This is a genomic window from Ktedonosporobacter rubrisoli (genome assembly GCF_004208415.1).
GTDB lineage: Bacteria > Chloroflexota > Ktedonobacteria > Ktedonobacterales > Ktedonobacteraceae > Ktedonosporobacter > Ktedonosporobacter rubrisoli.
This window is the reverse complement of record NZ_CP035758.1, coordinates 5,709,817-5,733,716: the sequence shown is the minus strand read 5'-3', so window position 1 is coordinate 5,733,716 and position 23,900 is coordinate 5,709,817. Positions and strand designations below refer to the sequence as shown.

Sequence of the window (23,900 nt, the reverse complement as noted above, 5' to 3'; positions counted from 1 at the left end):
TTTACCTTTGTTTGTTTAATGACCTTTGGTAACTATATGAGATTTTTTACTCCTGCTATCACTGTCGGTACGGGAAGCTATAAGGCCTGGGTGCTATTCTTTAGCCAGGCGCTCGACTGTGGAAGAGGCTGAACCATGTTCCCAGGCCAGCATCATATTCTGAACCGTTCGGTCGAATAGTTGTTGTACCTGGTCGCCAGGAAGGCGCTCGACCATGGCCAGCGTTACCAACCCATGCGCCGTGCTCCAAAGAATATTTACCTCTTCATCTACATACTGCGTTGACCAGTTATGTTCCTCAAGCACGCCCATGACTGCCTCGGTTGCTATTTTCCCGATCTGTAGCCCTTCTTTCTCGGGCTCGGAAATGCTAAAGGTTGCCCCATCCAGGCCAAACATCACGCGATACAGCTCGGGATAGCGTCGGGCAAAGGTGAAATAGCCTTGTCCGATGAGAAATAGTTTCTCTGTAGCGTTGCTGGCTCGTGCTTGCGCCGTTTGTAGCTCAAGCTCCAGGAGGCGAAATCCTTCGTGAACGAGCTCCAGCAAGAGGACATCTTTGTTCTCAAAGTAGTCATAAATGGCAGGATGGCTATACTCAATGCGCTCAGCAATTTTGCGCATTGTGACGTTGCGCCAGCCTTCCGCCAGGGCGATTTCACGCGCGGCATCCATGATACTTTGCCTGAGTTCTTGTTGCTCTCGCTGGCGGCGTTCTTTCCTGCCCATATAATCCTACCTTTGTTATTTTAGTTACCATTGGTCGCTATTAGTATAGCAGTGTGATGAGGATGATGTCAAGGGGAGCTGTGGAAAATTTCTCTCCGTTACTATTTTCCTCCACGAAGCAACACAACATTTTGCCTGTCTGCTTCGTATATGTGGCAGTAGAGTTTATGATAGATTACTTGATGGGTGCGGATTTCGCTCCTTGTTTTTCAGACCGGGCGCTCTCCCGGACTGACCAGAAAAAAATAGCGCGCTGACGTCTGCTCAAGCTGCGAGAGCCTGGCGGACCAGCCGACGCGAAAGATAATTTCCGACTCATCTCGGCAGCGCTGAATGGCAAAAATGGACTGGAGGTTACATATGCATACTACTGCTCGAATGATTGGTGGCCTGTTTCGTGAGTTGAAGCGACGCACTCTGCGGCAGCCTGAACGCGAGACCGCGCTGGATGTCAGGACTGTGATGCCGTATAGCATGCTTGACCAGTCAGCTGTCCTCGGCGCTGAACAGGCAGCCAATGGCAATGCACGCGAAGCGTAAGGAGTTGAAACAGAGCTGTCCATGCAACTGGTCAAATGATAAGGAGCATGGACAGCCCTTTTGCTTGTCGTTTTTGCGAGCGCAGCAGACTTATGGAAGCCTATACTCCCTCTAGGTATTCACCTGCTGTGAACTGGCTCGGTCTGCTTCAGTCTTCGTTGCCCTTTAACCAATCAGGCGACTGAAAAGCTGGTTTGGGATACGTGTAAAAGCCCTTGCCCGTTTTGATACCGAGCTCACCCCGTTCGATCTTATCCTGGACTATGCGCGCCGGGGCGTCCGCTGGATTGCCCGATTTGTTGTAATGGGACATATCGACGTCACGCAAGACATCCATACCTACCATATCCATGAGACCAAAGGGGCCAATGGGCATTTTGGTTGAGATCATCCAGGCTCGATCAACATCTTCGGGCGTGGCGACGCCTTCATCGACTACGCGCAAGCTGGCTTGCCGTAAGCTACGCCATACGCGACCCAGAAGAAAGCCGGAGCTTTCTTTCAGAAGCACAAATGGAACCAGGCTAATGCTGCGCGCAAATTTGCGCACGCTGGCGATGGTCTCATCGGTGGTAGCCGTACCGCGCATGAGCTCAACCAACGAATCGTCCCAGACTGGCGAGACAAAGTGCAGGTTAAGAACTTTTTCGCGTCTCTGTGTCACGTCCTCGATTTCGGTGATATTTATAGATGAGCTATCGGTGGCCAGTATGGTATGAGGAGGACAGAGAGCATCTAGCCGCGCGAAAAGCTCACGTTTGAGCTCCAATACTTCGGGGACATTTTCAATAACCAGGTCTGCTCGGGCCACAGTTTCCTGTAGATCTGTGCTGAGCTGTATGCGCTCGGGAATCCTGCTCTGCTCTTGTGGACTGATTTGTCCTGCCTGCAAGAGACTTTCTAGTTCCTGGCTATGCCGGCTGGTCGCCTGTACCAGCGTGTGCTGTGAACGGCTGAAGAGCCAGACCTGATAGCCATGTTTAGCACAGAGCAAGGCGATCTGGGCGCCCATAGTGCCGGCGCCAATGATACTAATCGTCGTAAATGGCTTGCCTGTCATACTTGGATTTTCCTCTCTAAGTTAGACAACCAGTAAAGCGCATCGTAAGAAACACTTACCAGTTTGTATGCATTTGTGCTGATATAATGATTATGGGTGCCTCTGTAGTATCTGTTGCACCGAGATTTGTAGTTACTATAGGCCTGAAATGGCTGCCAGATACACACAATGCGCTGCCAGATGCTGCCAATTTGAGGGATTCCCAGACAAGCCAGTTTGCCCTATGCGCTTTGCCTCTGGCTATATTTCTTCCTCTGGATTTGCCTCATAACATGCCTTTAGCAGCTTGTTCAGCTCAATATCGATTTCAAACGGGATATCGTCAATGCTGGCGATGGGCTGAGCGCCTACGAGGACGTGCGTGAGAAATGCCGCCCGAAATTTCGGAATCTCTCGAAGATGGACTGGACGCACCTCAAAGGGAATTTGTTTCTTGCGCAATTTGGCCTGAATGAGCTGCATAGCGATACCTGGCAAGACAGATGCATCAGGCCAGATAATTTGTCGCCCATCGAAGAAACCTATGTTCCAGGCTGAGCCTTCCGAGATGTGCCCTGCGGGATCTGTAAAGAGTGCGTCGTCGAAACCATTGAGTTGGGCGAGGCGATATTGGTAGTTGAGCCCACAGGTTCCTGCGTGCTTTACCTGGGGGAGATCGCGCTGATATTGTACAGTCTGTATGCGTAACGGAAGGGCCGCTTCTGCTGATAGATCGCGCACGCTGACCAGGATGTCGGGCTCCAGGGCTCCTATGGTTTGGGTTCTGATGCTCTGGCGCGCCAGGATCTCTACACGAACCATAAGTGGCGCGGTATCGTTAGCTACGGCCTTTCGTATGTATGTGCGCAGGCGCTCAGTATCAAGCTCATGATCGAAGAGGATCTGGGTATTATTTTGGAGCCTTGTCAGATGTAGGTGCAGGCCGCGCACGCGCTTATTGTGTACCGGCAATACGCTGAAGTGGCCATAGCTTTTGCTCTGCCAGAGGGCTTGAAGCTCTGCTAATTGTACAGGGGCTCCATTCAATTCCATACGAAAAATAGCAGTTGTGCTCATATTTGTTTTGCTCCTCACATATGTTGTTGACTTATACGTACATGATGCGAGCCAGAGCTCGTGCATCTTAGAGATACATTGGCTCTTGCCCTTCCTTGCTTTGTTCTTGTTGGCAAGCAAGCTAACTGATGCCAGCTTACGTCTATGCCCTTTCGGCTCTGTCCCAGGAAATGTAGCATAGTACAGATTTCAAGTGAAGTACGCACAAAGAAGTGCTATACTTACCTGAAAGTAATTTTTGGAGGAGAGAGATGACGAAGCGCAGATTAGCCCTTGAAGATAAGCAGGGTGGTCAGCTTAATTTGATTGAGGGGACGCGTCAGGGGCTTGAATTAGTTTCCGATAAGTGGACAATTTTGATTGTCTTTGCCCTCAAGCCGGGAGCGAAGCGCTTGAGCGATTTGCAGCGAGGGATTGAGGGGATTTCGCAGAAGATGCTTGTGCAGACCCTGCGCAAGCTGGAGCGCTACGGCCTGGTGCAGCGGACGGTATATCCAGTTGTTCCCCCTAAAGTTGAGTATGCGCTCACGCCTCTAGGGGAAACGCTGCTTGAGCCGCTGTATGCTATCTGTCACTGGACCGATGATCACTGGCGCGAGATGCAAGCTGCAGCTCTGCAGTTTGCGGAAAAGGGACGTCAGGACGGGGCATAAAGGGGCTGAACAGGCCTAATAGTGTCCACCGTAAAAGCTGCCGGGGCAGTGATAATGCCCGCTACATCCACCATGATGATGTATGGTGGCTCCCACGTGATTGTAGTGTGACGATGCAGTTGGAATGTAACTTGAGGGCAAGGGGGGACGGTTTCGCCTGTTATTTTGATCGCCGCGCGTCATAAGCCAGGCGATTAGGGTTAAGACAGCAAAAATGAACAATAGGAGCAATAACCTTACAAACGGGTTCATGTTTATCTCCTTAGCTATAAAGCTATAATATGCTTTCTTCCATGGCAAGTATATATTTATAAACGTAACTAGAGGGGTTATTATCCTATTTCGGGATACAAGGATTTGGCTCGTGGAAGACAGTTTGACAGGCATTGGCTTGATCCACTATAATTGGCCCTATCCTTTTTGAAACACTGACCTGGAGCTATTCAGCTGCGAGGATAGGTTGTTATGTTCCTCGATAGCATAGGTGTTCCATGAAAACGTTTGCAATAAATGCTTAAGGGGGATTGCATGTTAAAGGACGAACAGATTGTCCAGGTTGAGCAGAATATTTCATGGCTCCCTCTACCAAACGAAGGATATATTGCCCTCTCATCCCAACTGCCACCGACCGAACTGATTGCCACGGCGCTTGTGCTAGCCTTTGATGGTGATCGCTTGCTTCAAACGAACCTGGTTGTCCGTGGTTGGGATATCGTCGGAGGCCATATCGAGCCTGGCGAGTCGCCTGAAGAGGCTGCGCGCCGCGAGGCCTACGAAGAAGCAGGGGCAAAACTGAAGGAGCTGCATTTGCTGGGCTATCAACGCCTGCGCTTGTTTGGTCCGCAACCGCCTTCATATCGCTATCCCTATCCCGATAGCTATCAGGTTTTCTACTGGGCCCAGATCGAAGCGCTTGACGAGTTTCGCCCGACAGAGGAGACGCAAGAACGGGCGCTATTCGCTCCTGAAGAGGCCCGCAAGCTCCCCTGGCCCCGCAGACATAGTGCACTCTATCAGGCCGCTTTACAAGCTACTCTTAAATGAAAGCGTATACCTACCTGGTACAAACTGTGCTCGGCGAGACTATGATAAGAGCTCATCAATCTCTTCTTCCGCAAATTCTCTTCCATGACGTGGAATTAGCAAAGACAGGGAAAGTTTTGCTGTCAAGAGCGAGGTTGGTGTACCTTGCTGGGATGAGGAGCTAGGGAAGATTAGAGCTTCTCATCTTGGTTGGAATAGTAGCGGCGAGAAGCGAGGTAGGTTTCAATATCTCCCCGCCTGAATTTCCAGGCAGCACCAATTTTATAGCCAGGAAAGGCGCCAGTCTCAATCAAACGGATAACTGTCTTTCCGCTAACGCCAAGTATATTCCCTGCTTGCCTGGCTGAGAGCATTTGATCAGGATCTTTTTTCCCTTCTGCCATCGCGGGTATAGCTTTCTTTGTCCAGTTTGTCTTATGTTTAGAATATTGCTTAGATGATAAAAGAGTTAGTTCTGCCAGGTGCGAAATGCGTCATAGGGTTTTGATGTCAGCAATCTCTTCTAGAGCGATCTCTCTACCCAATCGTGCCGAGAGCACGCGCAGGACCTTATATACCAGGACCGCACTCACTGGCTCGCCGTGTGCCATTTTGCGCAGCGAAGTTTCGGAGATATCGGCCAGCGTGGCGAGCTCCTTGACGCGTAAACCAGCGTGTATACGCAACTGCTCAAGCGTTTCCATTCGTGAGATCCTCTGCAAGATTGGCTTCGGCTAGATCCTGTATGGCGTTGAGCTCTGTAATTTTTGCCTGTAGCTCATTGAGCTCAACCAGGCGCGAGCGCTTATCAAAAAGATTGGGTTTAGTCGGGATCAAGCCTCTATTCGCCCAACGCGATATTTTGCTCGCCGGCAAGTTGAATCTCTTTGCTGCTACTTTTATAGTGACCCATCGTTCGCTCATACTATGTTCCTGCTACATATCCAACGTGTCTGATGATAGCTCATACCTGGAACTCATCGATCTCTTCTTTTGTGACTTCCCTTCCTAGATGCTTGCTTAACCCGGCGAGGAGGCGCGCCTGCATAAGTCTGCTGATTGATTTTCCATCCTCTGCTCGTTTGACTTCTCAAACCAGGGCAAAAGGAAGTTTGCCCGTTCAATGCTGCTATGATAGAAGAATTTGCAGCTATTGAGAATCGGCAAAAATGCGTAAAAACTCGCTAATGAGGGCGAAATAAGGAGTACTCAATTTTGATGAGGAGCCAGGAGATTAGAGCTCCTCACCCTGCCTGGGATAGTAGCGGCGAGAAGCGAGGTAGGTTTCAATATCTCCCCGCCTGAATTTCCAGGCAGCCCCAATTTTATAGCCCGGAAAGGCGCCAGTTTCCATCAAACGGATAACTGTCTTTCCGCTAACGCCAAGTATATTTCCTGCTTGCCTGGCGGAGAGCATTTGATCTGGATCTTTGCTGCCTTCAGCCATCGTGGGTATAGCTCCCTTGCATAAAGTTAAATGAAATCGATCTCTAATCTTTTAAAGCGCTAGGGGTTGTCTTCTCCTGCGTGACTTCCATATTCTTTAAATAAAGTACGTAGCTCTTCGATATTGACGAGTCTAACACGGGCGTCTAAAGGATTAACTTTGGCTTGGATGACACCCCTACTGACTAAGCGAGATATCTTGTTGCGTCCAATCTGAATGTTTTCCGCTTTTAGACGTTTTTCTGCATCAGAGATAGGAACCCAAACTTCACTCATGATAATTGACCTTCTTCGTATGAGGCACTTCTCAAATGTCATGATTTTGCACAATTTGGTAGAGAAGTAATGGCCTTTGCCTTGACATACACATATATGCACGACTATAATGAGAAGTAACCGTAACTTACTTTTCGTAACAGTGAGTAAATTATAGCAGGTTGTTGCAGGCTTGTACATCGTCTTGTGTATAAGCCTGCCTTGTAGCTATATGCTCTTTAACAAGGGGGAAAAGTCGGGCTAAAGCCAATATTAAACTTCGCTTACATCAGGTATATTTCGATCGGATAAAAAGTATAGTATGTCTGGAGGACAGGTCCTCAAGTCCTAGTTACCTCATGTCTTGAAAAAGGCGTGCGAGAGTCGAACCCGTATGGAAATTGGATAGATGAGCGTTTGTTCCCTGGCGGCAAGGAAAGGGCTGCCAGCTTGCAGTATGGTGTATGGAGATGGAAAGAGGTAATACAATGCGCTATCAGATCCCCTTCATTAGCTTTGTGGCCGCGCCTAACGAGATCATCGCCCTTGGCGTAGCTATCGATTACTACCTCCGGTTTTTTGAGCACAGTTCCCCATCCTATAAAGAGACCAGTCAACTACTTTTGCAATTTCAAGCACGGCTGATCAAGCAGCTTCCATCATCGCCGCTCGGTACGCGGCTAGAGGAACATGCCAGGAGGGAGGGAAGATGAAATCACTTATGCGCGCCCGCCAAGAACTACGCGTCCCTTCACGTATACTTGCAGAAGTAGCGGATGTTCCGCCGCATCTCGTCACGCTAGCCGAGCTTGGTTTGCCTACAGATGAACAGATTGCCCGCAAGCTCTGCCTGGGGCTCTCGCGCCTTGCTGGCAAGCCTTATACCCTCAACGAGATTGTAATCAATATCAAAGCTCCTCAACGTCCTGCAGGGCAGTCTTGCCCCAGGAGCACTGAATGGTTCACAAATAGACGTGCGGGCATACCGTCATCTGGTCGTCAAAAAGAGCTCAATTTCTATGCGCATGTGCAGCAGCTTTACGGATTAGCCAGCGCAACCGCTTAGGGAAGATAGAGAAGGTAAAAGCATGGAAGAAAACGAGGCGCGCCCTTCTTTTCAGGACGTGCGCCGAAAACATACTATTTCTTATGGCATGCTTCTAGAAGAGCTGCACGCCATGGGCATGTTAGAGCGGCTAGAAATTCGTTATGAGACGCTGGAATTGCTTGATAAGCTGGGGTTTGCCCGCCTGGAAGTGCTTGATGCCGCCTTGGAGGCGCTTTCTCGCCTTGCTGGCAAGAGTTATAGTCGCGAGAGCATTGACGAGATCGGACTATTGCCCTCCGTTCGTCGGGCGCGATATCCTAAGCTTATCAGGCTTCCCCGGGATCGGCAGCCCCTGGAGCCTGAATAAGCTAGATTCCTTTGTCTGTCCAATTAAAGCTAAAGTTCTCTGGAGAGAGGCGAAAGGAGCGCTAGATTTTGCCGGCGTATTGGCTCCGCGCCTCTTCCCAGTTCATTTCGCAAAAAACTTGTCGATCAAATTTAGTGAATGCAACAAAAAAGGAGGGAGTTTAGGCATATTTCCTATCTGTAGAACTTGTTCATACTGGGAGTCTATGTTATACTCTCTCATTAGAAGGTAACGTTGCCCATTCTATCATGAGCTAAGTTGCTCCCCTTTTATGCAATGCCGTATCTCTCAAGGTATGCTCCTTGTGCTTTCAGTTCATGACGCCCACTAACAGATTAAGGGTATCCCTGTGCTCCCGCTACTACGGGTCCCTTATACACTAAATAACTAACGAAAACGACGATCGCTGTTTGATTAGTCGAACCTCTGGCCCCAGCGCAGGTGCCTCTCGCATTGGATTATTAGTGTTTTTTTGGAGCAACGCATGATGCACAAGCGCGATGTCATTGACCCTGCTTGTCCGCTTTACGATAGCCGCTGGGAACACGATGCCTGCGGCACTGGTTTCCTGGCCCATATCTCTGGAGAGGCGAGTCACTCTATTGTTCAAACAGCTCTCGATGCGCTTGCGCGTCTCACTCATCGTGGGGCGCAAGATGCCGATGCTGAAACAAATGATGGCGCCGGTATCCTGACTCAGATCCCCCGAGAGCTGCTTGTAGAAGAGCTTGCGAGCCAGGGCGTTACTCTTGCCGATCCTGCCGATCTCGTCGTTGGTATGCTCTTCTTGCCGGCCAGTAAGCGCTCTCCCGACGCTCATGCCACGAGTCGACGCATCATTGAGCAAACACTTGCGGAGACCGGTCTCGTTTTTCTCGGTTGGCGTAATCCGCCGATTGATTATGCAGTTCTTGGAAGCCGAGCCAGAGAAACAGCTCCAGATATTGTACAGATCCTCCTTTCCCGTCCCGCCCAGCTTGACCTTGCTCACTATGATCGAGCGCTCTATGCCGCTCGCCGCTTAATTGAGGGACGACTGGCCGAAGCTAGTATTCGTGATAGCTATATCGTCTCACTTTCTCGCTCGGTACTTATCTACAAAGGCCTGCTGGCCCCCGATGAGCTGGCACGCTTCTATCTCGATCTGGCCAATCCTCGTTATACCAGTGCACTGGCCATTTTTCACCAGCGCTATAGCACCAATACGCTGCCCGCGTGGCCGCTGGCCCAGCCTATGCGCATGCTCGCGCATAATGGCGAGATCAATACTATTCAAGGTAATCGCAATTGGATGCAGGCGCGCGAGAGCGCCTTTGCGTCTCCTCTCTGGGGCGAGAAGATTCAAGATCTACTGCCCGTGGTACAAGAGGGCGGCAGCGATTCGGCCCAGCTTGACAATGCCTTAGAATTGCTTGCCTATTCCGGGCGCGATCTATTGCATAGCATGCAGATGCTCATTCCGCCAGCCTGGGAGCAAAAACTCGATCTTGACGAGGCCCAGCGTGCCTGGTGCGAATATCATGCCGAACTGATTGAGCCCTGGGATGGGCCCGCCGCGCTGGTCTTTAGCGATGGTCGTATCGTTGGGGCGGCCCTTGATCGCAATGGTTTGCGTCCCGCGCGCTATATGCTCACGGCGCAGGGACTCTTTATCCTGGCCTCGGAAGCCGGCGTTATCCCGTGTGATCCAGGCGATGTCGTCGAGAAGGGACGCCTGGGACCCGGCGAAATGATTGCCGTCGATGTAGAGCGCCGCGCTTTATTGCGCGACGGGGATATTAAGGCTGCTCTGGCCCAACGTCAACCTTATGGACAATGGCTGGCTGAGCATTTGCGCCACTTTGCTGACCTGGAGCAAGAAGCCGTCGAGAGCGAAGCTATCGTGGAGAACGAGGTCTTGTTCGCTCGTCAGCAGCTCTTTGGGTACACACATGAGGACGTCGAAATGGTTCTGCGGCCGATTCTGCAGGAGAACAAGGAACCCGTCTGGAGTATGGGCGATGATACGCCTCTGGCCGTCCTCTCGTCTCGTGAGCGCTCTTTTTCCGATTACTTTCGCCAGCGCTTTGCTCAGGTGACCAATCCTCCTATTGACCCATTGCGCGAGCGTATCGTCATGTCTCTAGATTGCTATCTGGGAAGCCGCGAGAGCTTGCTCACCGAGTCGCCCTTGCATGCGCATCTTATGCATCTTGAATCGCCTCTGTTGACGGAGCGACAGCTCAAAGCCCTGGCTGAACTTGAGGACGAGCGTTTCCGCTCTCGTAAGCTGGCTACCATGTTTGAGATAGCGCAGGGTCCGGCGGCTCTTGAAGTGGCCCTGGAGCGCCTGGAACAGGAAGCTATAAGGGCAATCAACGATGGTATTTCGCTGCTCATTCTTAGCGATACACAGAGCACGCCGGCGCAGGCACCGTTGCCAATGGTCCTGGCCGTGGGAGCTGTGCATAATGAACTTATTCGGCGTGGACTGCGCAGCCGTGTCTCGCTGATCTGCGAGACTGGCACGGTCTGCGACGTCCATCAGATAGCTGTCTTGCTGGGTTACGGCGCTGAAGCGCTTGTGCCGACCCTGGCTCTGGCTAGCGTGCGCGCCCTGGCTGGCGAGCGGCGCCTGGAACATGTGACGCCCGAGCAGGCGGTGGCAAGCTATCTGCACGCGGTTGAAGACGGCCTGTGTAAAGTGATGGCGCGCATGGGTATCTCGACCCTGCGCAATATTGTCGGCGCGGGACAGTTTGAGATCGTTGGCCTGGATGCGCAGTTTGTGCAGCGCTGTTTTGCCGGTTCGGCCTATCGTCCTGGTAAGGTCAGCTATACACATATTGCTGAGCAGATCATTCAGCGTTGCACAGAACACCTCAAGCAGCCGCCCGTAGCCGAAGGTGCCGCCGCGCGGCGGCGCAAGCTCAATGATCTGGGACGCTATCGCTTCCGCCGCGATGCCGAGTATCACGCCTACAATCCCTTTATCGTGCGTGCCCTGCAGAAAGCTGCGCGCAGCGGAAACAAAGAGGATTATCGGCAGTTTACCGCACTGATCTATAGTCGGCCCTCAACTGCCTTGCACGATCTGCTGACCTTTAAGCCTACCACGCCTATTCCATTGGAAGAAGTAGAGCCAATGGAAGCCATCCGGACCCGCTTTATCGTCTCGGCCATGTCCCTGGGTGCGCTGAGTCCCGAGACGTACCGCACGATTGCCGCTGCCATGAATAGCATTGGCGCGCGCAATAATTCCGGCGAGGGTGGCGAAGATCCGCATTGGTACCACGAGACCATCAATGGCTTTCCCATTGGGAGCAAGATCAAGCAGATCGCCTCGGCCCGCTTTGGCGTCACTACCGAATATCTGGTGCGCGCCGAAGAGATAGAGATCAAGATGGCTCAGGGCTCCAAGCCTGGCGAGGGCGGACAACTGCCACCCAGCAAGGTTACGCCGTTTATCGCGCGTTTGCGCCACACGGCGCCGGGGGTCCCGCTGATCTCACCGCCGCCGCATCACGACATTTACAGCATCGAGGATATTGCGCAGCTGATCTATGATCTGCATCAAGTCAATCCTGGCGCGCGCGTCGGCGTGAAGCTTGTCTCCAGCATTGGCGTAGGCACGATTGCCGCAGGCGTGGCAAAAGGTCATGCCGACTACGTGCTGATCAGTGGACATGATGGTGGTACAGGGGCCTCTCCGCTGCAGTCTATTAAACATGCCGGGATGCCCTGGGAACTGGGTCTGGCCGAGGCCCAGCAAGTGCTTGTGCGCAATGGGCTGCGCAAGCGCGTCAAAGTGCGCGTAGATGGTGGCTTCAAAACCGGGCGCGACGTTATCGTCGGGGCCATGCTCGGCGCTGAGGAATTCGCCTTTGGCACTGCGGCTCTGGTCTCGCTTGGCTGTGACATGGCGCGTCAGTGTCATCTCAATACCTGTCCCGCCGGCATTGCTACCCAGCGCGAAGATCTGCGCGCCAAGTTTGAGGGGCTACCTCAGCATCTCATCAACTATCTGACTCTGGTAGCTGAAGAGGTGCGCGAGTGGCTGGCCCAACTGGGCGTCAGGAGTCTTGATGAGCTGGTCGGGTGCGCCGATATGCTGCAGCGTCCAGAGGATTGTGAGCTTGATCTAGAGGCTTTGCTGGCGCCAGTTCCGGCGAAGTCGGAGCGCGTGGGCGAGAACAAGCTGCCTCAATCGGCCGTCGCCGTTCGGCTCCTCGAAGAGGCTGAGCAGGCCCTGACCGGCGAACGCAGCGTTGTCACGCAGCATACGATTCAGAACTATGATCGGGCCATTGGCGTTGGTCTGGCCGGTGAAATTGCCCGACGCTATGGCAATGTGGGCTTGCCCGGCGTGAGCATTACCTGTAACTTCCAGGGCTCGGCCGGCCAGAGCTTTGGGGCCTTCTCCGTGCCTGGCATGCGTCTGCTTCTGAGCGGTGAGGCCAACGATTATGTGGGCAAGGGTATGACGGGCGGACAGATCGTCATTGCTCCACCAGCTGAATCGCATTTCGCCTCACAGGAGAATACCATTGTTGGCAATACTGTGCTCTACGGGGCAACCGGCGGACAGCTCTTTGCAGCCGGACGCGCTGGCGAGCGCTTTGCCGTGCGCAACAGTGGCGCTCTTGCCGTTGTCGAGGGCGTGGGTGCGCATGCCTGTGAATATATGACCGGAGGCATGGTTGTCGTCCTGGGCGAGACCGGGCCCAACTTTGGCGCCGGCATGTCATCTGGCGTGGCCTATGTCCTGGATTGGCACGATACATTTATCGCGCGCTGCAATCCAGAACTGGTTGAGCTTTTGCGCCTTAATGATCCTCGTGAGCTGGAGGCTTTACGCGTTGTAGTTGGCTGGCATGCGCATAGGACGCATAGCAGGTACGCGGCACGTATCCTTGACGAGTGGGAGCGCGTCCAGGGTATGTTCTGGCGCGTGCTGCCGCGCAATACGAGTACTTCGGCTTGCGATTTCGTAAAGGCTAGCGATTACGATTTCTCGCTAAGGGGAGCCGAGATCTCTAGCTAATTTTAGCCCGAGCCGGGGAGCCCGCAAGAGCCTGCTCTTTGCGGTCTGCTCTCAGGCTCAAACTGGTTTCGTGAGTGTACTTACGTGCGGATAAATGAGATGCCCGCCGGAAAGCCTTGTTTCTTCTCGGCGGGTATCTTGCTTTGTTTGGCGCAATCCTATTCTTCTCCGGCCACCAGCCCTGCCGCGCGCTGCCAGGATTTCATCTCGGGTCCACGTGGCTCATCTTTAAAGCGATAATCATGCTTACGGATCAATTCCCCCAACTGCCCATCCAGCCGCTGTAGACAGCTGAGCTGGGCTTTACGCAGGCGCGCCAGCCAATCTCCTGGTGTGGAGGAGAGCTTAAGGGTGCTGGCAAGCTGGAAATGAGGCAGGCATAGCCCCTGGGACTCAGTAAACTGAGCGTAAAAGGCTTCGTCAAGCAAGGCCTGGCGTAGCGAGCTGATGTAGCGCTCCTCAGCCTTGCGTTGTTGTTGGCAGGCCGGACAGCGGGAAGCCTCTTGCTTCGCCTCAAAAAAACGTCGTAACAGGCTGCCGGAAGGTGGCTGTACTTCGTGCTGCCCGCTTTGCAGCTGTTCTATGATATCTGAGATAATATCGCGATACGCCTGAGCGATAGGCAAGGCAGCGCCTAGATGGACCAGCTGCCAGGTGTGCGTATGGCAAAAGCCGCGCGTGCGCCGTAACTCCTCTCGTATCCCAACATCCGTAAAGTGCTCATATTGCCAGGCGCGTAAATAGCGCTGTGTGCTTTCCTGAAGCAGGCGACAGATTGGACATCCCTCTTGCTGGCAGGCGTATAATAATGTCTGATATTCTTGTGTTCTTTGCATCGGCACAACCTTTTTAAGCTTCGTTCGTCTATGTCATAGACGATACCTTTTTTGAATAAAAATTGCCAGATATATGGAGCCCTTTATATCTGGTCTGATCGCGAATGAATGCTTTCAATAACGATTATTATGCTATCCTGGGTGTCGATGCAGATGCATCCCCCACGGCAATTAAGCAGGCCTTTAAGAAGCTAGCCTTGCAGTATCATCCCGACGTCTATAAAGGCGAGGATGCGCACGAACGTATGCGCCTGCTTTTGCTTGCTTATCAGACGCTCAACGATCCGGTTGCCCGTAAGCGCTATGATCTACAGCGCGCGGAGCATTTGCCGAGCGCCCGCCGGGTTAGCAGTTCCGGCACGCCTGCCGCTAAGGCGACTGCGACTACTACGCGTCAGCGCCCGCCATCGCCGCAGGCCAGGCGAGATCGTCAACGCCATTATGCTTTCCCGGATTTGCGGGTTGGGCAAGCTGCGCGTATCGATCTTGGCGATATGGTGTATAGCCTATCGGAGGACGAGGCGCGAGCGCTGCTTGAGCAAGGAATGTTGCGTGGGATTGCGCCCGAGGCCGAAAAAGATACCTATTATTGCCATCGCTGCCATCATCGTTGGGCGCCGGCTGGCAGTCGCGAAGAGGAGGATCTTCCCGCGAGTTGTCCGGCCTGCCGCGCGACGGATTGGATGGAGTATCTGCTGCTGCGCTGCGTTCACTGCTGTGCCGTCTTTGAGAGCGAGCAGATTCGCTACGAGATCGGTTCCTACGCCTACGGCAAGCGCAACGTCCTTGGGTCTGAGGCCCTATGCCCACCCTATGAGCTTTTCCCGCTCTGCCCTTATTGTAGCAGCGCGCGCTGGTGCCCGGCCGAGGATAAGCGCGTGCATACCTTACGCCAGCGGGCAGCCCAACAGGCAGCCTTGTGGCGAATGATCTGGATCGGCGTAGCTCTCGTGGCTATGGTTGTAATCGGAGTCGTCGCGCTGGGGGTTCTGAGGTGAGCAGCGAAGCGAGGTTTTTTACAGAGAAAAGAGAGAACTGCTTGCGAGGCTGGCAGCTCTCTCTTCAATTGTACTGTCTTATCTAGTCGTTGCTATATTCAACCTGGAGCACAGTCGCGTTGGCGCCGTTAAAGAGAAGCTCTACTTTAACCGGCTGGTTCGCAGCGATGGCCTGGGCATTGGGAAGATTATTCAGTTCCGTGTTGGCATTAATCGTAGCGCTATAACTCTTGTTGCCTACCTTGAAATGAATTACGTTATCGGTACCTACCGCGCTTGTCGTAATGCCATTGATATCAACCCGATTCAGTTTGTTCGGATCTTGTAAATCTTGAGGGTCGGTTGTGTCCAGCTTCTGGAGCATAAAGCTTCCATCGGGGTTAGCCAGAGCCTTCACTTTTACCTGTTGTCCCTGAGTGACCTGATTATTCAGATCTGAAAGATCGCTTTGCGCCGTACGATTCATGGTGAGGGTATCGCCATTGGGCATGAGAACTACAATATTGCTAGCGTTGGCGCTTTGTATTTTGCCGATGAAACTGAGCTTACCTGGCTCGTTTGTGCCGTTTGTATTGCTTGTGCTTGAAACATCGCTGCTTGTTGACGATGATATGCTAGAGGAAGCGCTGCCGCCTTCCTGGGGCGTGCTGTTGGACACAATAGTGTAGGCGTTCCCGTTCTGGGTCACCTGTAGGGTAAATTGCTTGCCTTGTTGGGATTGTAATGCTGAGAGTTGCTGAGCATCGAGGCCGCCTACGGTGATTTGCTGTCCATTGACATTTAACACGACGCTATTTGAAGAGGGATTGACCGCCTGAACCGAGCCTGATAGCGTGGCAGTTGTGCCGTTGGCGCCCGTCGTTGTGGGGACCCCGGCACAGCCTGCGAACAGAGCTAAAAGGAAAAGACTGCCTATACACATTGCCAGCAAACTCGCGCGGCGGGATAATGTATGGCCCATAGAATTGCTCCTTTATAGTTGACGTAATTTTATTATATCCTTTATTATTGACGATGATACATACTTTTTTTCTCGGTTCCTATGCTTTACTACACTCTGCTTTTGTGAAATAAGTCATCTCGGAGCTATTGCAGCACAAGCGAGATGGGCGTTTGTGTTATAATGACGCAAAAGAGTCTATACCGTCTGGAGAAACCGCATGCACAGTATTTTACACAGTGGCATATATCCTCCTCTCCCAACTTTTTTTGATCAACAAGAGGAACTCGACCTTGCTACCCTGCGTCGCCATATTCAAGCGCTGGCCGATAGCGGTATTGCCGGCTATGTGCTGATGGGCTCGAACGGTGAAGCCGTCCATTTAAGCAGCGCTGAGCGGGCTCAGGTCATCGCCACAACTCGTGAAGCCGTGGAGCAGAGCATGCCGATTATCGCGGGATGCGGCGAGCAGTCGACGAGGGCTACTATTGGGCTCTGCCAGCAGGCGGCGCGCGCTGGCGCTGATGTTGCGCTTATTTTGCCGCCCGCTTATTATCGCAGCCGGATGGATGCTGGTACGCTTGTAGCTCATTATCGGGCGATAGCTGATAGCAGCCCTTTACCAATTGTGCTCTATAATATGCCCTCAAGTGCGGCAGGGCTTGATCTGGATGCAGATAGTATTTGTACTCTGGCGCAGCATCCCAATATTATTGGCTTAAAGGATAGCGCTGGCAATATTACTAAGCTTGCGCAAGTGATCGCTGACGTACCCGCTGACTTCAGGGTGTTTGCAGGTAATGCTGGATTCTTCCTGGCTGCGCTGGCCGTGGGAGCGGTTGGCACAGTTTCGGCGCTGGCGAATATCTTTCCCCACGAAGTTTGTCTGCTACAGGCACTTTTTGAAGATGGGCAATTGGAGGAGGCGCGTAGCCTGCAGGCTCGGATCATCCCGGCAAATGCGGCAGTAACCACAATCTACGGCGTGCCAGGTTTGAAGGCAGCGCTTGAATATACGGCGGGCTATGGCGGTAAACCACGCATGCCTCTGCAGCCTTTGTCGGAAAGCGAACGGGAAAAACTGGCAGCCATCTTAAAAGCTACCCCTGTAGAGAGCTAAGCGGCTACAGGTTGCGGAAAGAAAAGAGGGCGACCTTAGTGGGCCGCCCTGAATATCTTCACAATGTTCTGCGTTGCGTATAGAGTGCGGCGAGATCTACCGCCGGCGTTGTCGGATTGAGGCTGGTCGTGCCCTGAACGTTAAACTGCACAACATCGGCAAGCTGTGCGTCTGTGCAGCTAGATTGCATGCACCAGAAGAGCGCCACGGCAGATTGTCCAGTAGTGTCATATTTTTCCATAAAGTAAGCAACGTCACTGGTGTGGCTATGCTTGAGGATGTAGGAATCGATCCTCTTGCCGTTCTGGTACCACTTGGCGAGCACGTAGCCATCTTGCCCCTTTGTATCGATATCAAAGATCACGTAAACTTTATCTCCGGCATTAAAGTTGCTGGTCACCGTGATAGGCGAAAAGTCAGTTTGATTAATGCCTTTAGATGTTTTGGGATGGAAGATCATCGATGAGGCCGAAGGAATAACCGCGCTATCGGGCGGCACTTCGCTCACAGTCGCAGGCGTTGCTGCATGAGTCGTCGCCGTGGGTGTGTTAGTAGATGCTGTGGTATTATTCTTGGTAAGAGAGCTGCCAATCGCATAGAGGCCACCACAGATGCCCAGGACAAGCACCACAACGACAATGCCGACAATCAGCGCCGTATTGCCCTTTCGCTTGGCGGGAGGCTGCGGAATGCCGTAAGTTCCAGGCTGTACAGGAGATGGAGGAACTGGTGGTGCGCCATATCCATAGCCAGAAGGGGCCTGAGCGCTATTGGCAGCACCTGTCCCTGCATATGGATTGGAGCTGGCATAGGGATCTGTTGCGCCATAGGCCGGCGGTGGTGGTGCGCTATATGAGTTTGCCCCTTGAGCCTGATTGCCATAGCCGTAAGGAGACTGCGCTCCATAGGAAGTGGAGGGCTGAGGGCTACCACTATTGTACGGTGAGCTGGCTAGCTGCGTTGGATCATAGGAATAAGAAGGGGCGCTAGACGGTGTTGAGGGTGGATTCTGACCAGCCTCGTAAGGTGAAACCGCGATAGTGGGATCATAAGGCGATGAGTGAGCACCCTGGCCGCCTGTATTATACGGCGTGGGCGAGCCGCATGAGTTACAATATGCCAGCCCTGTCTGAAGAGGGGCACCACAAGAATTACAGTTCATAATGAATGGGACTCCTACTAATGTGCTACATAGCTGTACTATCATAGAACGGATCGCTAGCACAAAATAAAGCGCATCTGCCTCGCGGCAGATAGCGTAACGCGTCCGCTATTCTCAGAGAGAGTAACAAATCTCTGAGCCTACAATAGACATACAATTACTACATCTTGTCGAAGCCTGCTCGTCACATTGAGCCAGCTTATTTGGTACAGCCACCGATCAGGCGATCACACTAAAATGGACCTGCTGTGCCATTTGTTTGTCGGCGCAAGCAACGCTGCTTGCCCAGTAAACCTGTAAATAGCCAGTTCCTTCGTACTTCGCCATTGTATAAGAGTAGGCGAGCTGCGCATTGGGTGTAACTGAGAATTCGTAGCGAGAGAACTGGTGATCGTTTAAAAACCACTGCAAGCAGACGGCTCCAACTTGCCCTGCTGGATGAACGTTCATAGTTACGTAAATTAGCTGACCAGTTTTAAAGGTGGTCGCTGTCGCCGTTGGCTGAATAGTGGTAGTGTTCATTGCACGCGCAAGTTGTACGTGGTCAACATATTGTTGAGCAGGATAGACCGGCGTTGTAGTGATCGCGGGTGACGGACCTGGCGAGCCCGAAGGCGAAGTTGTAACTGTCGGCACGCTGACCTGACCCGAGCCTGGTGTGGATCGAGGCAGATTAAGAGCCATGAAATACACGAATAATAAAATAAGACCTGCGGCGATAATACATGAGCTCGCGACGGTAAAGCCAAGTTTCGTCGACCATTTGGGTGTGAACTGCTGCGGCAAGGGGGCTAATGCAGGAGCCAGAGGCTCGACCGGCTGAGCTTGCCCGAAAGAATGCGATAACTGTGCCCAGTTTAAGATCTCCGGTGTGCTGGTAGACGTTGAGGGCCACGCGGCACTTGCCTGCTCTGACTGCGACAATGACACCGAAGCTCCAGTATCGGGGGGCTGAAATGATGGTGGGGGATTCGTGTCAAGAAAGGCCATCGGTGTATGGCTGTTTGCCTGATAGCCTGACCCAGCCTCGACGGGCGCAAAGAAATCACTCTGGGCAGCGCCATATGGCGCTGAAAAGTGAGGGCCTGCCTCCTCCCACTGTGTTGATGATCCTGGACTTATCTCTTCTTCACCCCCCCGAAAGCCACCTTGCTGGAAGTGAGGTACGCCCTGAATCTGCTCTACCACCTGTTCTGCGGCCCCTTCAGCTATGTCGGGCCCACAACGGGGACAAACTTTGCGGGTTGGCGTGAGCGGAAACCCGCAACGTGCGCATATCATTTCAGGAAAAAACCCCCTTGCTGAATATATGCCCTACCTGCTCGGGCATATATTGTATGACGAATTATCGCTTCTCTGGTATAGTGTGCTGCTCAGAGATAGTACATTCTTCTCCCTTGTATAAGGGAAAGGGTTCCATTGTTAATGATGAGCTAAACGGAGAGTCTGCCCCTTGACACTCTTTGCTTGCATCACTACAATACAACTACATATGAATCGGTGATCGATTATGGCTATGTCGCGTTATAGTGGGCAGCGTAATCGGCCAGGAAGAGAAAGTAGTATAGAGCACAGGTGTTAGAGCAAGTATTAGCGCAACATGTAGCGCGCCTGAGAAGTTGTCTCCAGCAGGTCTCGGGCGATTGGGCTGGTCCCGAGGAGGGGAGTGATGCGTGGCTGCTGCTGAGCGCTCTTATCGGTGATGATGGCGAGAGCGGCAAACATAATATTCTCTCTCGTTTTGAGCAGTCGGGGCGCTGGCTTGCGGAACAAGGTGGTAAGCTTGATGCCCGCCTTAGCGGCCTGCAGACCTATGCGGACGCTCTAAATAGCGAGTTAAAGCAGATCCTTAGAGAGCAGCCAGAGCTGATGCTTGAGGCCAGTGAGCGCCTCCGTCAGCTGCAGTCGTCGCTTGTACTGGCCCTTACGCGAGGCTATCAGGGCATTACCGATCAGGTGCGCCTGGAAAATTCCCATGCTACCCTGCTGCTAGAGCAACGCCTGGTTGCTTTGCAGCGGATAAACGGGATCAGCAATTCCGCTGTGGATCTTGACCAGACGCTGGAATCTATTGCGCAGATTGTAGCTGAAGAGCTTAAGGTTGATCTCTGCTCGATCTTTTTTTATGATGAGCTACAACGAGTGCTGACATTGCGCGCTACCAACGGCCCTCGGCCCTTAGGCGGGCTGCACTTTACTTTGCGCCTGAACGAGGGATATAGCGGTAGAGTGGCGGATCGCGGTCAACCGCTGCTGGCCCGCGATGCTCTTGCCGATTCCAACCTGGCTACCGAGGCGAATGCCTATAGTATTGATTATCATGGCCTTATGTCATTGCCAATTATTTTCTTTGGCAATGATGAGCGCCTGATTGGCGTGATTAGTGTACAATCCTGTGAGCAGCGGGATTTTACGCGCGACGAGATTAGCTTTGTCGAGATCGTGGCAGGCATTATTGCTATCAATATTGAAAATGGACGCCTCTATGAGCAGACCGATGAGCAATTGCGGCGCAAAGTGCATGAGCTGGCGACGATTCACCGCGTCTCTTCGATTATCGCTTCGACCCTCAACCTCGATGAGGTGCTGCAGATTATCACGACGCAGGCTGTGCACCTTTCGGGAGCTGAGCGCTCGTGTATCTTTGAGCTCGATCCCGATCGGCGACGCTTACATGTGCTGGCTCATTATGGCTTGAATACCGATCTGGTGACCCGTATGCAGATCGGGGTAGGGCAGTGTTGTGCCGGCCGTTCGGTACAGACTGGTCGCCCAAGCATGGCAGTTGATTGCTTCCACTCCGATGAGCATTGCTTCATCCATGGCGACCCATTTCTTTCTTCTGAGATCCATTCGGTATTGTGTGTTCCGCTCAAAGTTAAGCAGAAAATTCTTGGTTGCATCTGTATCTATAGTAGCCATCGTCACCTGCTCAGCCCTGAACAGATGCAGCTTGTGATCACGTTTGCCAATGAGGCCGCCATCGCCATCGAGAATGCGCGCCTCTATGAGGAGACGCGGCGAGGGCTTGAGCTCAAGTCGGTGCTCCTGCGAGAACTGCATCATCGTGTGAAGAATAATCTGGCTACCGTGGCCGGCATTCTTTCTCTGCAGCGCCGGCGCACAAAATCGCCAGAGGTTCGCTATATCCTGGCTGAGAGCGTGAATCGCGTGCAGGGATTGGCGGCGACCCATGACTTGTTAGCGCATGAAGATGTCAGCGAGGCTCGCCTTGACGATATCGCGCGTAAAATCGTGGGGGTGGCAAATGCGAATTTGAGCCCGCCTGGCAAACGGATTACGATTCAGGTTGAGCCATGTGGAATTGTCATCCCTTCGCGCGCTGTGACGATTCTTGCTCTCGTGATCAATGAGATGGTTTCTAATGCGATTAAGCATGGTATGGTTGAGCGTAACCAGGGTGTGGTGACTATCAGGGGGCACGAGGAGGATGGCATGGTCACGGTCCAGGTTATCGATAATGGAAGTGGCCCGCCTTTCGCCTTACCGCTGGCTGAAAGCAGTGAAGGGAGCTCTGAAGGGTTAGGATTGTCCTTAATCAGACATCTGATCGGCGATCTGCGGGGTACCTTTGCTCTGCGTCGTGAGACGCGCACTGTAGAGGCAACGATGCAGGAGAACGGGGAAGCCGAGCAGAGTGGTCAGGGAGATTATACGATCGCTGAGGTGCGTTTTCCTCTCGATCGGCGTAGCCATAGCTAAAGCTCAGGCAGGAGCGTTTGAGCACTTCTTGCCACTTCGCCACCCTATTTTTCCCTCCCGCGCCACAGCTCTGCCGTGCACAAACAAGCACTGGAAAGCTCTGGCCAAAATTACCGCATAATTTTTAAAATCCTGATAATTAGGATATAATATATATTTGTATACAGGTGGATTAGTAGAGGTGCAATCATGGAAGAAACTTCTAAGCTTGCAAGAATTCTTGTGGTTGAGGATGACCCTGCGATTCAACAGGTGATTTGCTTCTTTTTAGAACACAACGATTTTGAGGTTCGGCAGGCCTCGGATGGCCAGGAGGCCATCGCTGTTATTTCTGAGTTTAAGCCTCATTTAATCATCCTCGATCTGATCATGCGTCCCGTTTCGGGTTGGGATGTACTGCACTGGTTGCGGGCTAATCCTCTATCACCGCAGCCTCCTGTTCTGGTACTCAGCGCGCTTGTGCATCTGACAGAGCAGATGCAAGGTTTTGAGGAGGGGGCGATAGAGTATATGACAAAGCCGACCCAACCCAGTATGATTGTAGAGCGTGTACGTGCTATTTTGTCGTTAAATGCGGAACAGCGCCTGATGTTGCAACATAAGCGGATGGACGAGCAGCGTAAGGTATTGGAGCGATTACAGGCTACTCAGCGGGATGAATTTGTCTACTGAGCGAAGCTACTAGATTTGTAACGAGGTGCGCTACCGAACTATCTGCGCTTGTGCTTCTATTGGGAGCAGAGTCGAGAAAACCAGAATCCCGCTTACTCATTTGAGTGGCTGTCCACACTGTGTGCAAAAGCGGTTGTTTGCGGGATTGTGGTTTCCGCAAGCTGCACATTGATTCATGGGATAGCCGCAACGTGTGCAAAAGCGCATCTGGGGCTTATTGGGATGCTGGCAGTTGAAGCAGGTATAGCGAGCATAGAGCTGGCTATTGACCATGGGTGGTTTGGGACGATTGAAGATCGAGGACCCCGGCAAGTTATAATAGCTAACCGGGGGAGCAGTGTTCGCCTGAGCTTGCTTGAGCGCTTCGGCCATGTCGCTGGCGCGCTGATAGCGATTCTGTGGATTTTTCATCAAGGCTTTCAAAATCACGTGTTCGATCGCGGGATGAATAGCCGGATTAAGCGCGCGCGGCCGTGGAGGCATCTCATAGATATGACTATGGGCCAGGGCAGGATAGTTATCACCCAGGAACGGTGTGCGCCCGGTGAGCGCCTCAAAGAGCATGACGCCAAGTGCATAGATATCTGCGCGGCCATCGACTGCTCCTCCCTGGCATTGTTCTGGCGACATATATTCAGGAGTGCCTACTCCTGCCCCTGGACGAGTTAACTGGTCATGGGTACTGGCAAGGACTTTGGCTATCCCAAAGTCCGAGAGAATGGGACGCCCGGAACGATCCAAAAGCACATTGACCGGCTTGATGTCACGATGAATAATCCCTTGTTCATGCGCATACGTCAATGCACTGGCTAGTTGGGAAAAGACGGGGATCGCCTCCGTGAGGTCCATCACCTTATTCTCATAGTGCAAACGGTCAAGGCGATTTTTGAGAGTTCCACCATCTACGAATTGCATAACGATATACAGGTGGCCATTCTGTTCGCTGGCATCATGGACGGTTACAATATTCGGATGTGAGAGCCGTGCTACTAATCTGGCTTCCAGGTTAAAACGCTCGACAAAGTTGCGGTCCGACGCGTACCAGGGCGGAAGGACTTTTATGGCGACCTCACGGTCAAGGCTTTCCTGGTAGGCCTTATAGACGCGGGCCATCCCGCCTTGGCCGAGTGTCGAAAGGACGCGATAGTTACCGAGCGATGTTCCGATCAGATCGTCTTGCTGCATTGTATAGTAGAGCCACGTATGCTGCACTTAGCGCGTATTCTAAGCCCTGCCGCATAGAAAAAAA

General features: G+C 52.5%; 25 protein-coding genes. 11 read left to right on the top strand and 14 right to left on the bottom strand.

Annotation, left to right across the window (positions count from 1 at the left end):
- Positions 1 to 93: 93 nt before the first annotated feature.
- Positions 94 to 729 (bottom strand): TetR/AcrR family transcriptional regulator, encoded by a 636-nt coding sequence (locus EPA93_RS24980; RefSeq protein ID WP_129890116.1) that lies wholly within the window; start codon positions 727 to 729, stop codon positions 94 to 96.
- A 360-nt stretch (positions 730 to 1,089) separates the two neighbouring features.
- Here EPA93_RS24980 and EPA93_RS24975 point away from each other — a divergent pair, with 360 nt between their 5' ends.
- On the top strand, positions 1,090 to 1,269 hold the full coding sequence (locus tag EPA93_RS24975; protein WP_129890115.1) for a hypothetical protein: 180 nt from the start codon (positions 1,090 to 1,092) through the stop codon (positions 1,267 to 1,269).
- Positions 1,270 to 1,417: 148 nt separating this feature from the next.
- On the opposite strand, the gene EPA93_RS24970 is transcribed toward EPA93_RS24975, so the two are convergent.
- Both EPA93_RS24970 and EPA93_RS24965 read right to left on the bottom strand, forming a co-directional pair.
- Positions 1,418 to 2,329, bottom strand: coding sequence for a 3-hydroxyacyl-CoA dehydrogenase family protein (locus tag EPA93_RS24970; RefSeq protein ID WP_129890114.1), 912 nt, complete (start codon positions 2,327 to 2,329; stop codon positions 1,418 to 1,420).
- A gap of 240 nt (positions 2,330 to 2,569) precedes the next feature.
- Positions 2,570 to 3,385, bottom strand: a complete 816-nt coding sequence (locus EPA93_RS24965) for an aminotransferase class IV (RefSeq protein ID WP_165423375.1) — start codon at positions 3,383 to 3,385, stop codon at positions 2,570 to 2,572.
- Positions 3,386 to 3,636: 251 nt separating this feature from the next.
- On the opposite strand from EPA93_RS24965, the gene EPA93_RS24960 reads away from it, so the two are divergent.
- Positions 3,637 to 4,038: a winged helix-turn-helix transcriptional regulator gene (locus EPA93_RS24960; protein WP_129890112.1), complete on the top strand. Its 402-nt coding sequence runs from the start codon at positions 3,637 to 3,639 to the stop codon at positions 4,036 to 4,038.
- 15 nt (positions 4,039 to 4,053) lie between these two features.
- On the opposite strand, the gene EPA93_RS24955 is transcribed toward EPA93_RS24960, so the two are convergent.
- Complete coding sequence (locus EPA93_RS24955) at positions 4,054 to 4,290, bottom strand: hypothetical protein (protein WP_129890111.1); 237 nt, start codon at positions 4,288 to 4,290, stop codon at positions 4,054 to 4,056.
- Between the two features lie 276 nt (positions 4,291 to 4,566).
- On the opposite strand from EPA93_RS24955, the gene EPA93_RS24950 reads away from it, so the two are divergent.
- A complete protein-coding gene (locus EPA93_RS24950; RefSeq protein WP_129890110.1) occupies positions 4,567 to 5,082 on the top strand; it encodes an NUDIX hydrolase in 516 nt (171 codons plus the stop codon).
- 170 nt (positions 5,083 to 5,252) lie between these two features.
- On the opposite strand, the gene EPA93_RS24945 is transcribed toward EPA93_RS24950, so the two are convergent.
- The 5 genes from EPA93_RS24945 to EPA93_RS24925 all read right to left on the bottom strand — a co-directional run bounded on the left by EPA93_RS24945 (position 5,253) and on the right by EPA93_RS24925 (position 6,783).
- Positions 5,253 to 5,465: a helix-turn-helix domain-containing protein gene (locus tag EPA93_RS24945; RefSeq protein ID WP_129890109.1), complete on the bottom strand. Its 213-nt coding sequence runs from the start codon at positions 5,463 to 5,465 to the stop codon at positions 5,253 to 5,255.
- Between the two features lie 90 nt (positions 5,466 to 5,555).
- Positions 5,556 to 5,765, bottom strand: coding sequence for a hypothetical protein (locus EPA93_RS24940; protein ID WP_129890108.1), 210 nt, complete (start codon positions 5,763 to 5,765; stop codon positions 5,556 to 5,558).
- On the bottom strand, positions 5,752 to 5,985 hold the full coding sequence (locus EPA93_RS24935; protein WP_129890107.1) for a MerR family transcriptional regulator: 234 nt from the start codon (positions 5,983 to 5,985) through the stop codon (positions 5,752 to 5,754). The genes EPA93_RS24940 and EPA93_RS24935 overlap by 14 nt, the downstream gene beginning before the upstream one ends.
- Positions 5,986 to 6,295: 310 nt before the next feature.
- Positions 6,296 to 6,508: a helix-turn-helix domain-containing protein gene (locus EPA93_RS24930; RefSeq protein ID WP_129890106.1), complete on the bottom strand. Its 213-nt coding sequence runs from the start codon at positions 6,506 to 6,508 to the stop codon at positions 6,296 to 6,298.
- 59 nt (positions 6,509 to 6,567) lie between these two features.
- Positions 6,568 to 6,783, bottom strand: a complete 216-nt coding sequence (locus EPA93_RS24925; protein WP_129890105.1) for a hypothetical protein — start codon at positions 6,781 to 6,783, stop codon at positions 6,568 to 6,570.
- Between the two features lie 467 nt (positions 6,784 to 7,250).
- Between EPA93_RS24925 and EPA93_RS24920 the strand changes: the two genes are divergently transcribed.
- From EPA93_RS24920 to gltB, 4 genes are all read left to right on the top strand, one after another.
- Positions 7,251 to 7,475: a hypothetical protein gene (locus tag EPA93_RS24920; protein ID WP_129890104.1), complete on the top strand. Its 225-nt coding sequence runs from the start codon at positions 7,251 to 7,253 to the stop codon at positions 7,473 to 7,475.
- Complete coding sequence (locus EPA93_RS24915; protein WP_129890103.1) at positions 7,472 to 7,828, top strand: hypothetical protein; 357 nt, start codon at positions 7,472 to 7,474, stop codon at positions 7,826 to 7,828. The genes EPA93_RS24920 and EPA93_RS24915 overlap by 4 nt, the downstream gene beginning before the upstream one ends.
- 22 nt (positions 7,829 to 7,850) lie before the next feature.
- Positions 7,851 to 8,177: a hypothetical protein gene (locus EPA93_RS24910; RefSeq protein WP_129890102.1), complete on the top strand. Its 327-nt coding sequence runs from the start codon at positions 7,851 to 7,853 to the stop codon at positions 8,175 to 8,177.
- 484 nt (positions 8,178 to 8,661) lie between these two features.
- Positions 8,662 to 13,200, top strand: coding sequence for a glutamate synthase large subunit (gene gltB / locus EPA93_RS24905; protein WP_129890101.1), 4,539 nt, complete (start codon positions 8,662 to 8,664; stop codon positions 13,198 to 13,200).
- A 158-nt stretch (positions 13,201 to 13,358) separates the two neighbouring features.
- Here gltB and EPA93_RS24900 read toward each other — a convergent pair whose 3' ends face one another.
- The gene (locus EPA93_RS24900) at positions 13,359 to 14,036 is read right to left on the bottom strand and encodes a DUF6062 family protein (RefSeq protein WP_129890100.1); all 678 of its coding nucleotides are present in this window, start codon (positions 14,034 to 14,036) and stop codon (positions 13,359 to 13,361) included.
- Between the two features lie 104 nt (positions 14,037 to 14,140).
- On the opposite strand from EPA93_RS24900, the gene EPA93_RS24895 reads away from it, so the two are divergent.
- Positions 14,141 to 15,034 carry a J domain-containing protein gene (locus tag EPA93_RS24895; protein ID WP_129890099.1) on the top strand — a complete coding sequence of 298 codons (894 nt, stop codon included), beginning with the start codon at positions 14,141 to 14,143 and terminating at the stop codon, positions 15,032 to 15,034.
- A gap of 82 nt (positions 15,035 to 15,116) precedes the next feature.
- Here the strand turns inward: EPA93_RS24895 and EPA93_RS24890 are convergent, their stop codons facing one another.
- Positions 15,117 to 15,995 (bottom strand): DUF5666 domain-containing protein, encoded by an 879-nt coding sequence (locus EPA93_RS24890; protein ID WP_129890098.1) that lies wholly within the window; start codon positions 15,993 to 15,995, stop codon positions 15,117 to 15,119.
- 199 nt (positions 15,996 to 16,194) lie between these two features.
- On the opposite strand from EPA93_RS24890, the gene EPA93_RS24885 reads away from it, so the two are divergent.
- Positions 16,195 to 17,094 carry a dihydrodipicolinate synthase family protein gene (locus EPA93_RS24885; protein WP_129890097.1) on the top strand — a complete coding sequence of 300 codons (900 nt, stop codon included), beginning with the start codon at positions 16,195 to 16,197 and terminating at the stop codon, positions 17,092 to 17,094.
- 58 nt (positions 17,095 to 17,152) lie between these two features.
- On the opposite strand, the gene EPA93_RS24880 is transcribed toward EPA93_RS24885, so the two are convergent.
- Both EPA93_RS24880 and EPA93_RS24875 read right to left on the bottom strand, forming a co-directional pair.
- The gene (locus tag EPA93_RS24880) at positions 17,153 to 18,256 is read right to left on the bottom strand and encodes a hypothetical protein (RefSeq protein ID WP_129890096.1); all 1,104 of its coding nucleotides are present in this window, start codon (positions 18,254 to 18,256) and stop codon (positions 17,153 to 17,155) included.
- 219 nt (positions 18,257 to 18,475) lie between these two features.
- Entirely contained in the window at positions 18,476 to 19,537 is a 1,062-nt protein-coding gene (locus EPA93_RS24875; RefSeq protein WP_129890095.1) for a hypothetical protein, read from the bottom strand.
- Positions 19,538 to 19,831: 294 nt separating this feature from the next.
- Between EPA93_RS24875 and EPA93_RS24870 the strand changes: the two genes are divergently transcribed.
- Entirely contained in the window at positions 19,832 to 21,979 is a 2,148-nt protein-coding gene (locus EPA93_RS24870; protein ID WP_129890094.1) for a sensor histidine kinase, read from the top strand.
- Positions 21,980 to 22,168: 189 nt separating this feature from the next.
- Complete coding sequence (locus EPA93_RS24865) at positions 22,169 to 22,651, top strand: response regulator transcription factor (protein ID WP_129890093.1); 483 nt, start codon at positions 22,169 to 22,171, stop codon at positions 22,649 to 22,651.
- A 96-nt stretch (positions 22,652 to 22,747) separates the two neighbouring features.
- Here EPA93_RS24865 and EPA93_RS24860 read toward each other — a convergent pair whose 3' ends face one another.
- Complete coding sequence (locus EPA93_RS24860; protein WP_129890092.1) at positions 22,748 to 23,863, bottom strand: serine/threonine-protein kinase; 1,116 nt, start codon at positions 23,861 to 23,863, stop codon at positions 22,748 to 22,750.
- Between the last annotated feature and the right edge of the window lie 37 nt (positions 23,864 to 23,900).

What these genes read in the sequence shown, in the direction of transcription:
- EPA93_RS24940 (WP_129890108.1), bottom strand. Translation starts at nt 5,765, where the DNA reads ATGGAAACGCTTGAGCAGTTGCGTATACACGCTGGTTTACGCGTCAAG.
- EPA93_RS24950 (WP_129890110.1), top strand. Translation starts at nt 4,567, where the DNA reads ATGTTAAAGGACGAACAGATTGTCCAGGTTGAGCAGAATATTTCATGG.
- EPA93_RS24935 (WP_129890107.1), bottom strand. Translation starts at nt 5,985, where the DNA reads ATGAGCGAACGATGGGTCACTATAAAAGTAGCAGCAAAGAGATTCAAC.
- EPA93_RS24945 (WP_129890109.1), bottom strand. Translation starts at nt 5,465, where the DNA reads ATGGCAGAAGGGAAAAAAGATCCTGATCAAATGCTCTCAGCCAGGCAA.
- EPA93_RS24960 (WP_129890112.1), top strand. Translation starts at nt 3,637, where the DNA reads ATGACGAAGCGCAGATTAGCCCTTGAAGATAAGCAGGGTGGTCAGCTT.
- EPA93_RS24880 (WP_129890096.1), bottom strand. Translation starts at nt 18,256, where the DNA reads ATGAACTGTAATTCTTGTGGTGCCCCTCTTCAGACAGGGCTGGCATAT.
- EPA93_RS24900 (WP_129890100.1), bottom strand. Translation starts at nt 14,036, where the DNA reads ATGCAAAGAACACAAGAATATCAGACATTATTATACGCCTGCCAGCAA.
- EPA93_RS24970 (WP_129890114.1), bottom strand. Translation starts at nt 2,329, where the DNA reads ATGACAGGCAAGCCATTTACGACGATTAGTATCATTGGCGCCGGCACT.
- EPA93_RS24875 (WP_129890095.1), bottom strand. Translation starts at nt 19,537, where the DNA reads ATGATATGCGCACGTTGCGGGTTTCCGCTCACGCCAACCCGCAAAGTT.
- EPA93_RS24915 (WP_129890103.1), top strand. Translation starts at nt 7,472, where the DNA reads ATGAAATCACTTATGCGCGCCCGCCAAGAACTACGCGTCCCTTCACGT.
- EPA93_RS24895 (WP_129890099.1), top strand. Translation starts at nt 14,141, where the DNA reads ATGAATGCTTTCAATAACGATTATTATGCTATCCTGGGTGTCGATGCA.
- EPA93_RS24910 (WP_129890102.1), top strand. Translation starts at nt 7,851, where the DNA reads ATGGAAGAAAACGAGGCGCGCCCTTCTTTTCAGGACGTGCGCCGAAAA.
- EPA93_RS24925 (WP_129890105.1), bottom strand. Translation starts at nt 6,783, where the DNA reads ATGAGTGAAGTTTGGGTTCCTATCTCTGATGCAGAAAAACGTCTAAAA.
- gltB (WP_129890101.1), top strand. Translation starts at nt 8,662, where the DNA reads ATGATGCACAAGCGCGATGTCATTGACCCTGCTTGTCCGCTTTACGAT.
- EPA93_RS24885 (WP_129890097.1), top strand. Translation starts at nt 16,195, where the DNA reads ATGCACAGTATTTTACACAGTGGCATATATCCTCCTCTCCCAACTTTT.
- EPA93_RS24930 (WP_129890106.1), bottom strand. Translation starts at nt 6,508, where the DNA reads ATGGCTGAAGGCAGCAAAGATCCAGATCAAATGCTCTCCGCCAGGCAA.
- EPA93_RS24975 (WP_129890115.1), top strand. Translation starts at nt 1,090, where the DNA reads ATGCATACTACTGCTCGAATGATTGGTGGCCTGTTTCGTGAGTTGAAG.
- EPA93_RS24965 (WP_165423375.1), bottom strand. Translation starts at nt 3,385, where the DNA reads ATGAGCACAACTGCTATTTTTCGTATGGAATTGAATGGAGCCCCTGTA.
- EPA93_RS24865 (WP_129890093.1), top strand. Translation starts at nt 22,169, where the DNA reads ATGGAAGAAACTTCTAAGCTTGCAAGAATTCTTGTGGTTGAGGATGAC.
- EPA93_RS24955 (WP_129890111.1), bottom strand. Translation starts at nt 4,290, where the DNA reads ATGAACCCGTTTGTAAGGTTATTGCTCCTATTGTTCATTTTTGCTGTC.
- EPA93_RS24890 (WP_129890098.1), bottom strand. Translation starts at nt 15,995, where the DNA reads ATGGGCCATACATTATCCCGCCGCGCGAGTTTGCTGGCAATGTGTATA.
- EPA93_RS24920 (WP_129890104.1), top strand. Translation starts at nt 7,251, where the DNA reads ATGCGCTATCAGATCCCCTTCATTAGCTTTGTGGCCGCGCCTAACGAG.
- EPA93_RS24980 (WP_129890116.1), bottom strand. Translation starts at nt 729, where the DNA reads ATGGGCAGGAAAGAACGCCGCCAGCGAGAGCAACAAGAACTCAGGCAA.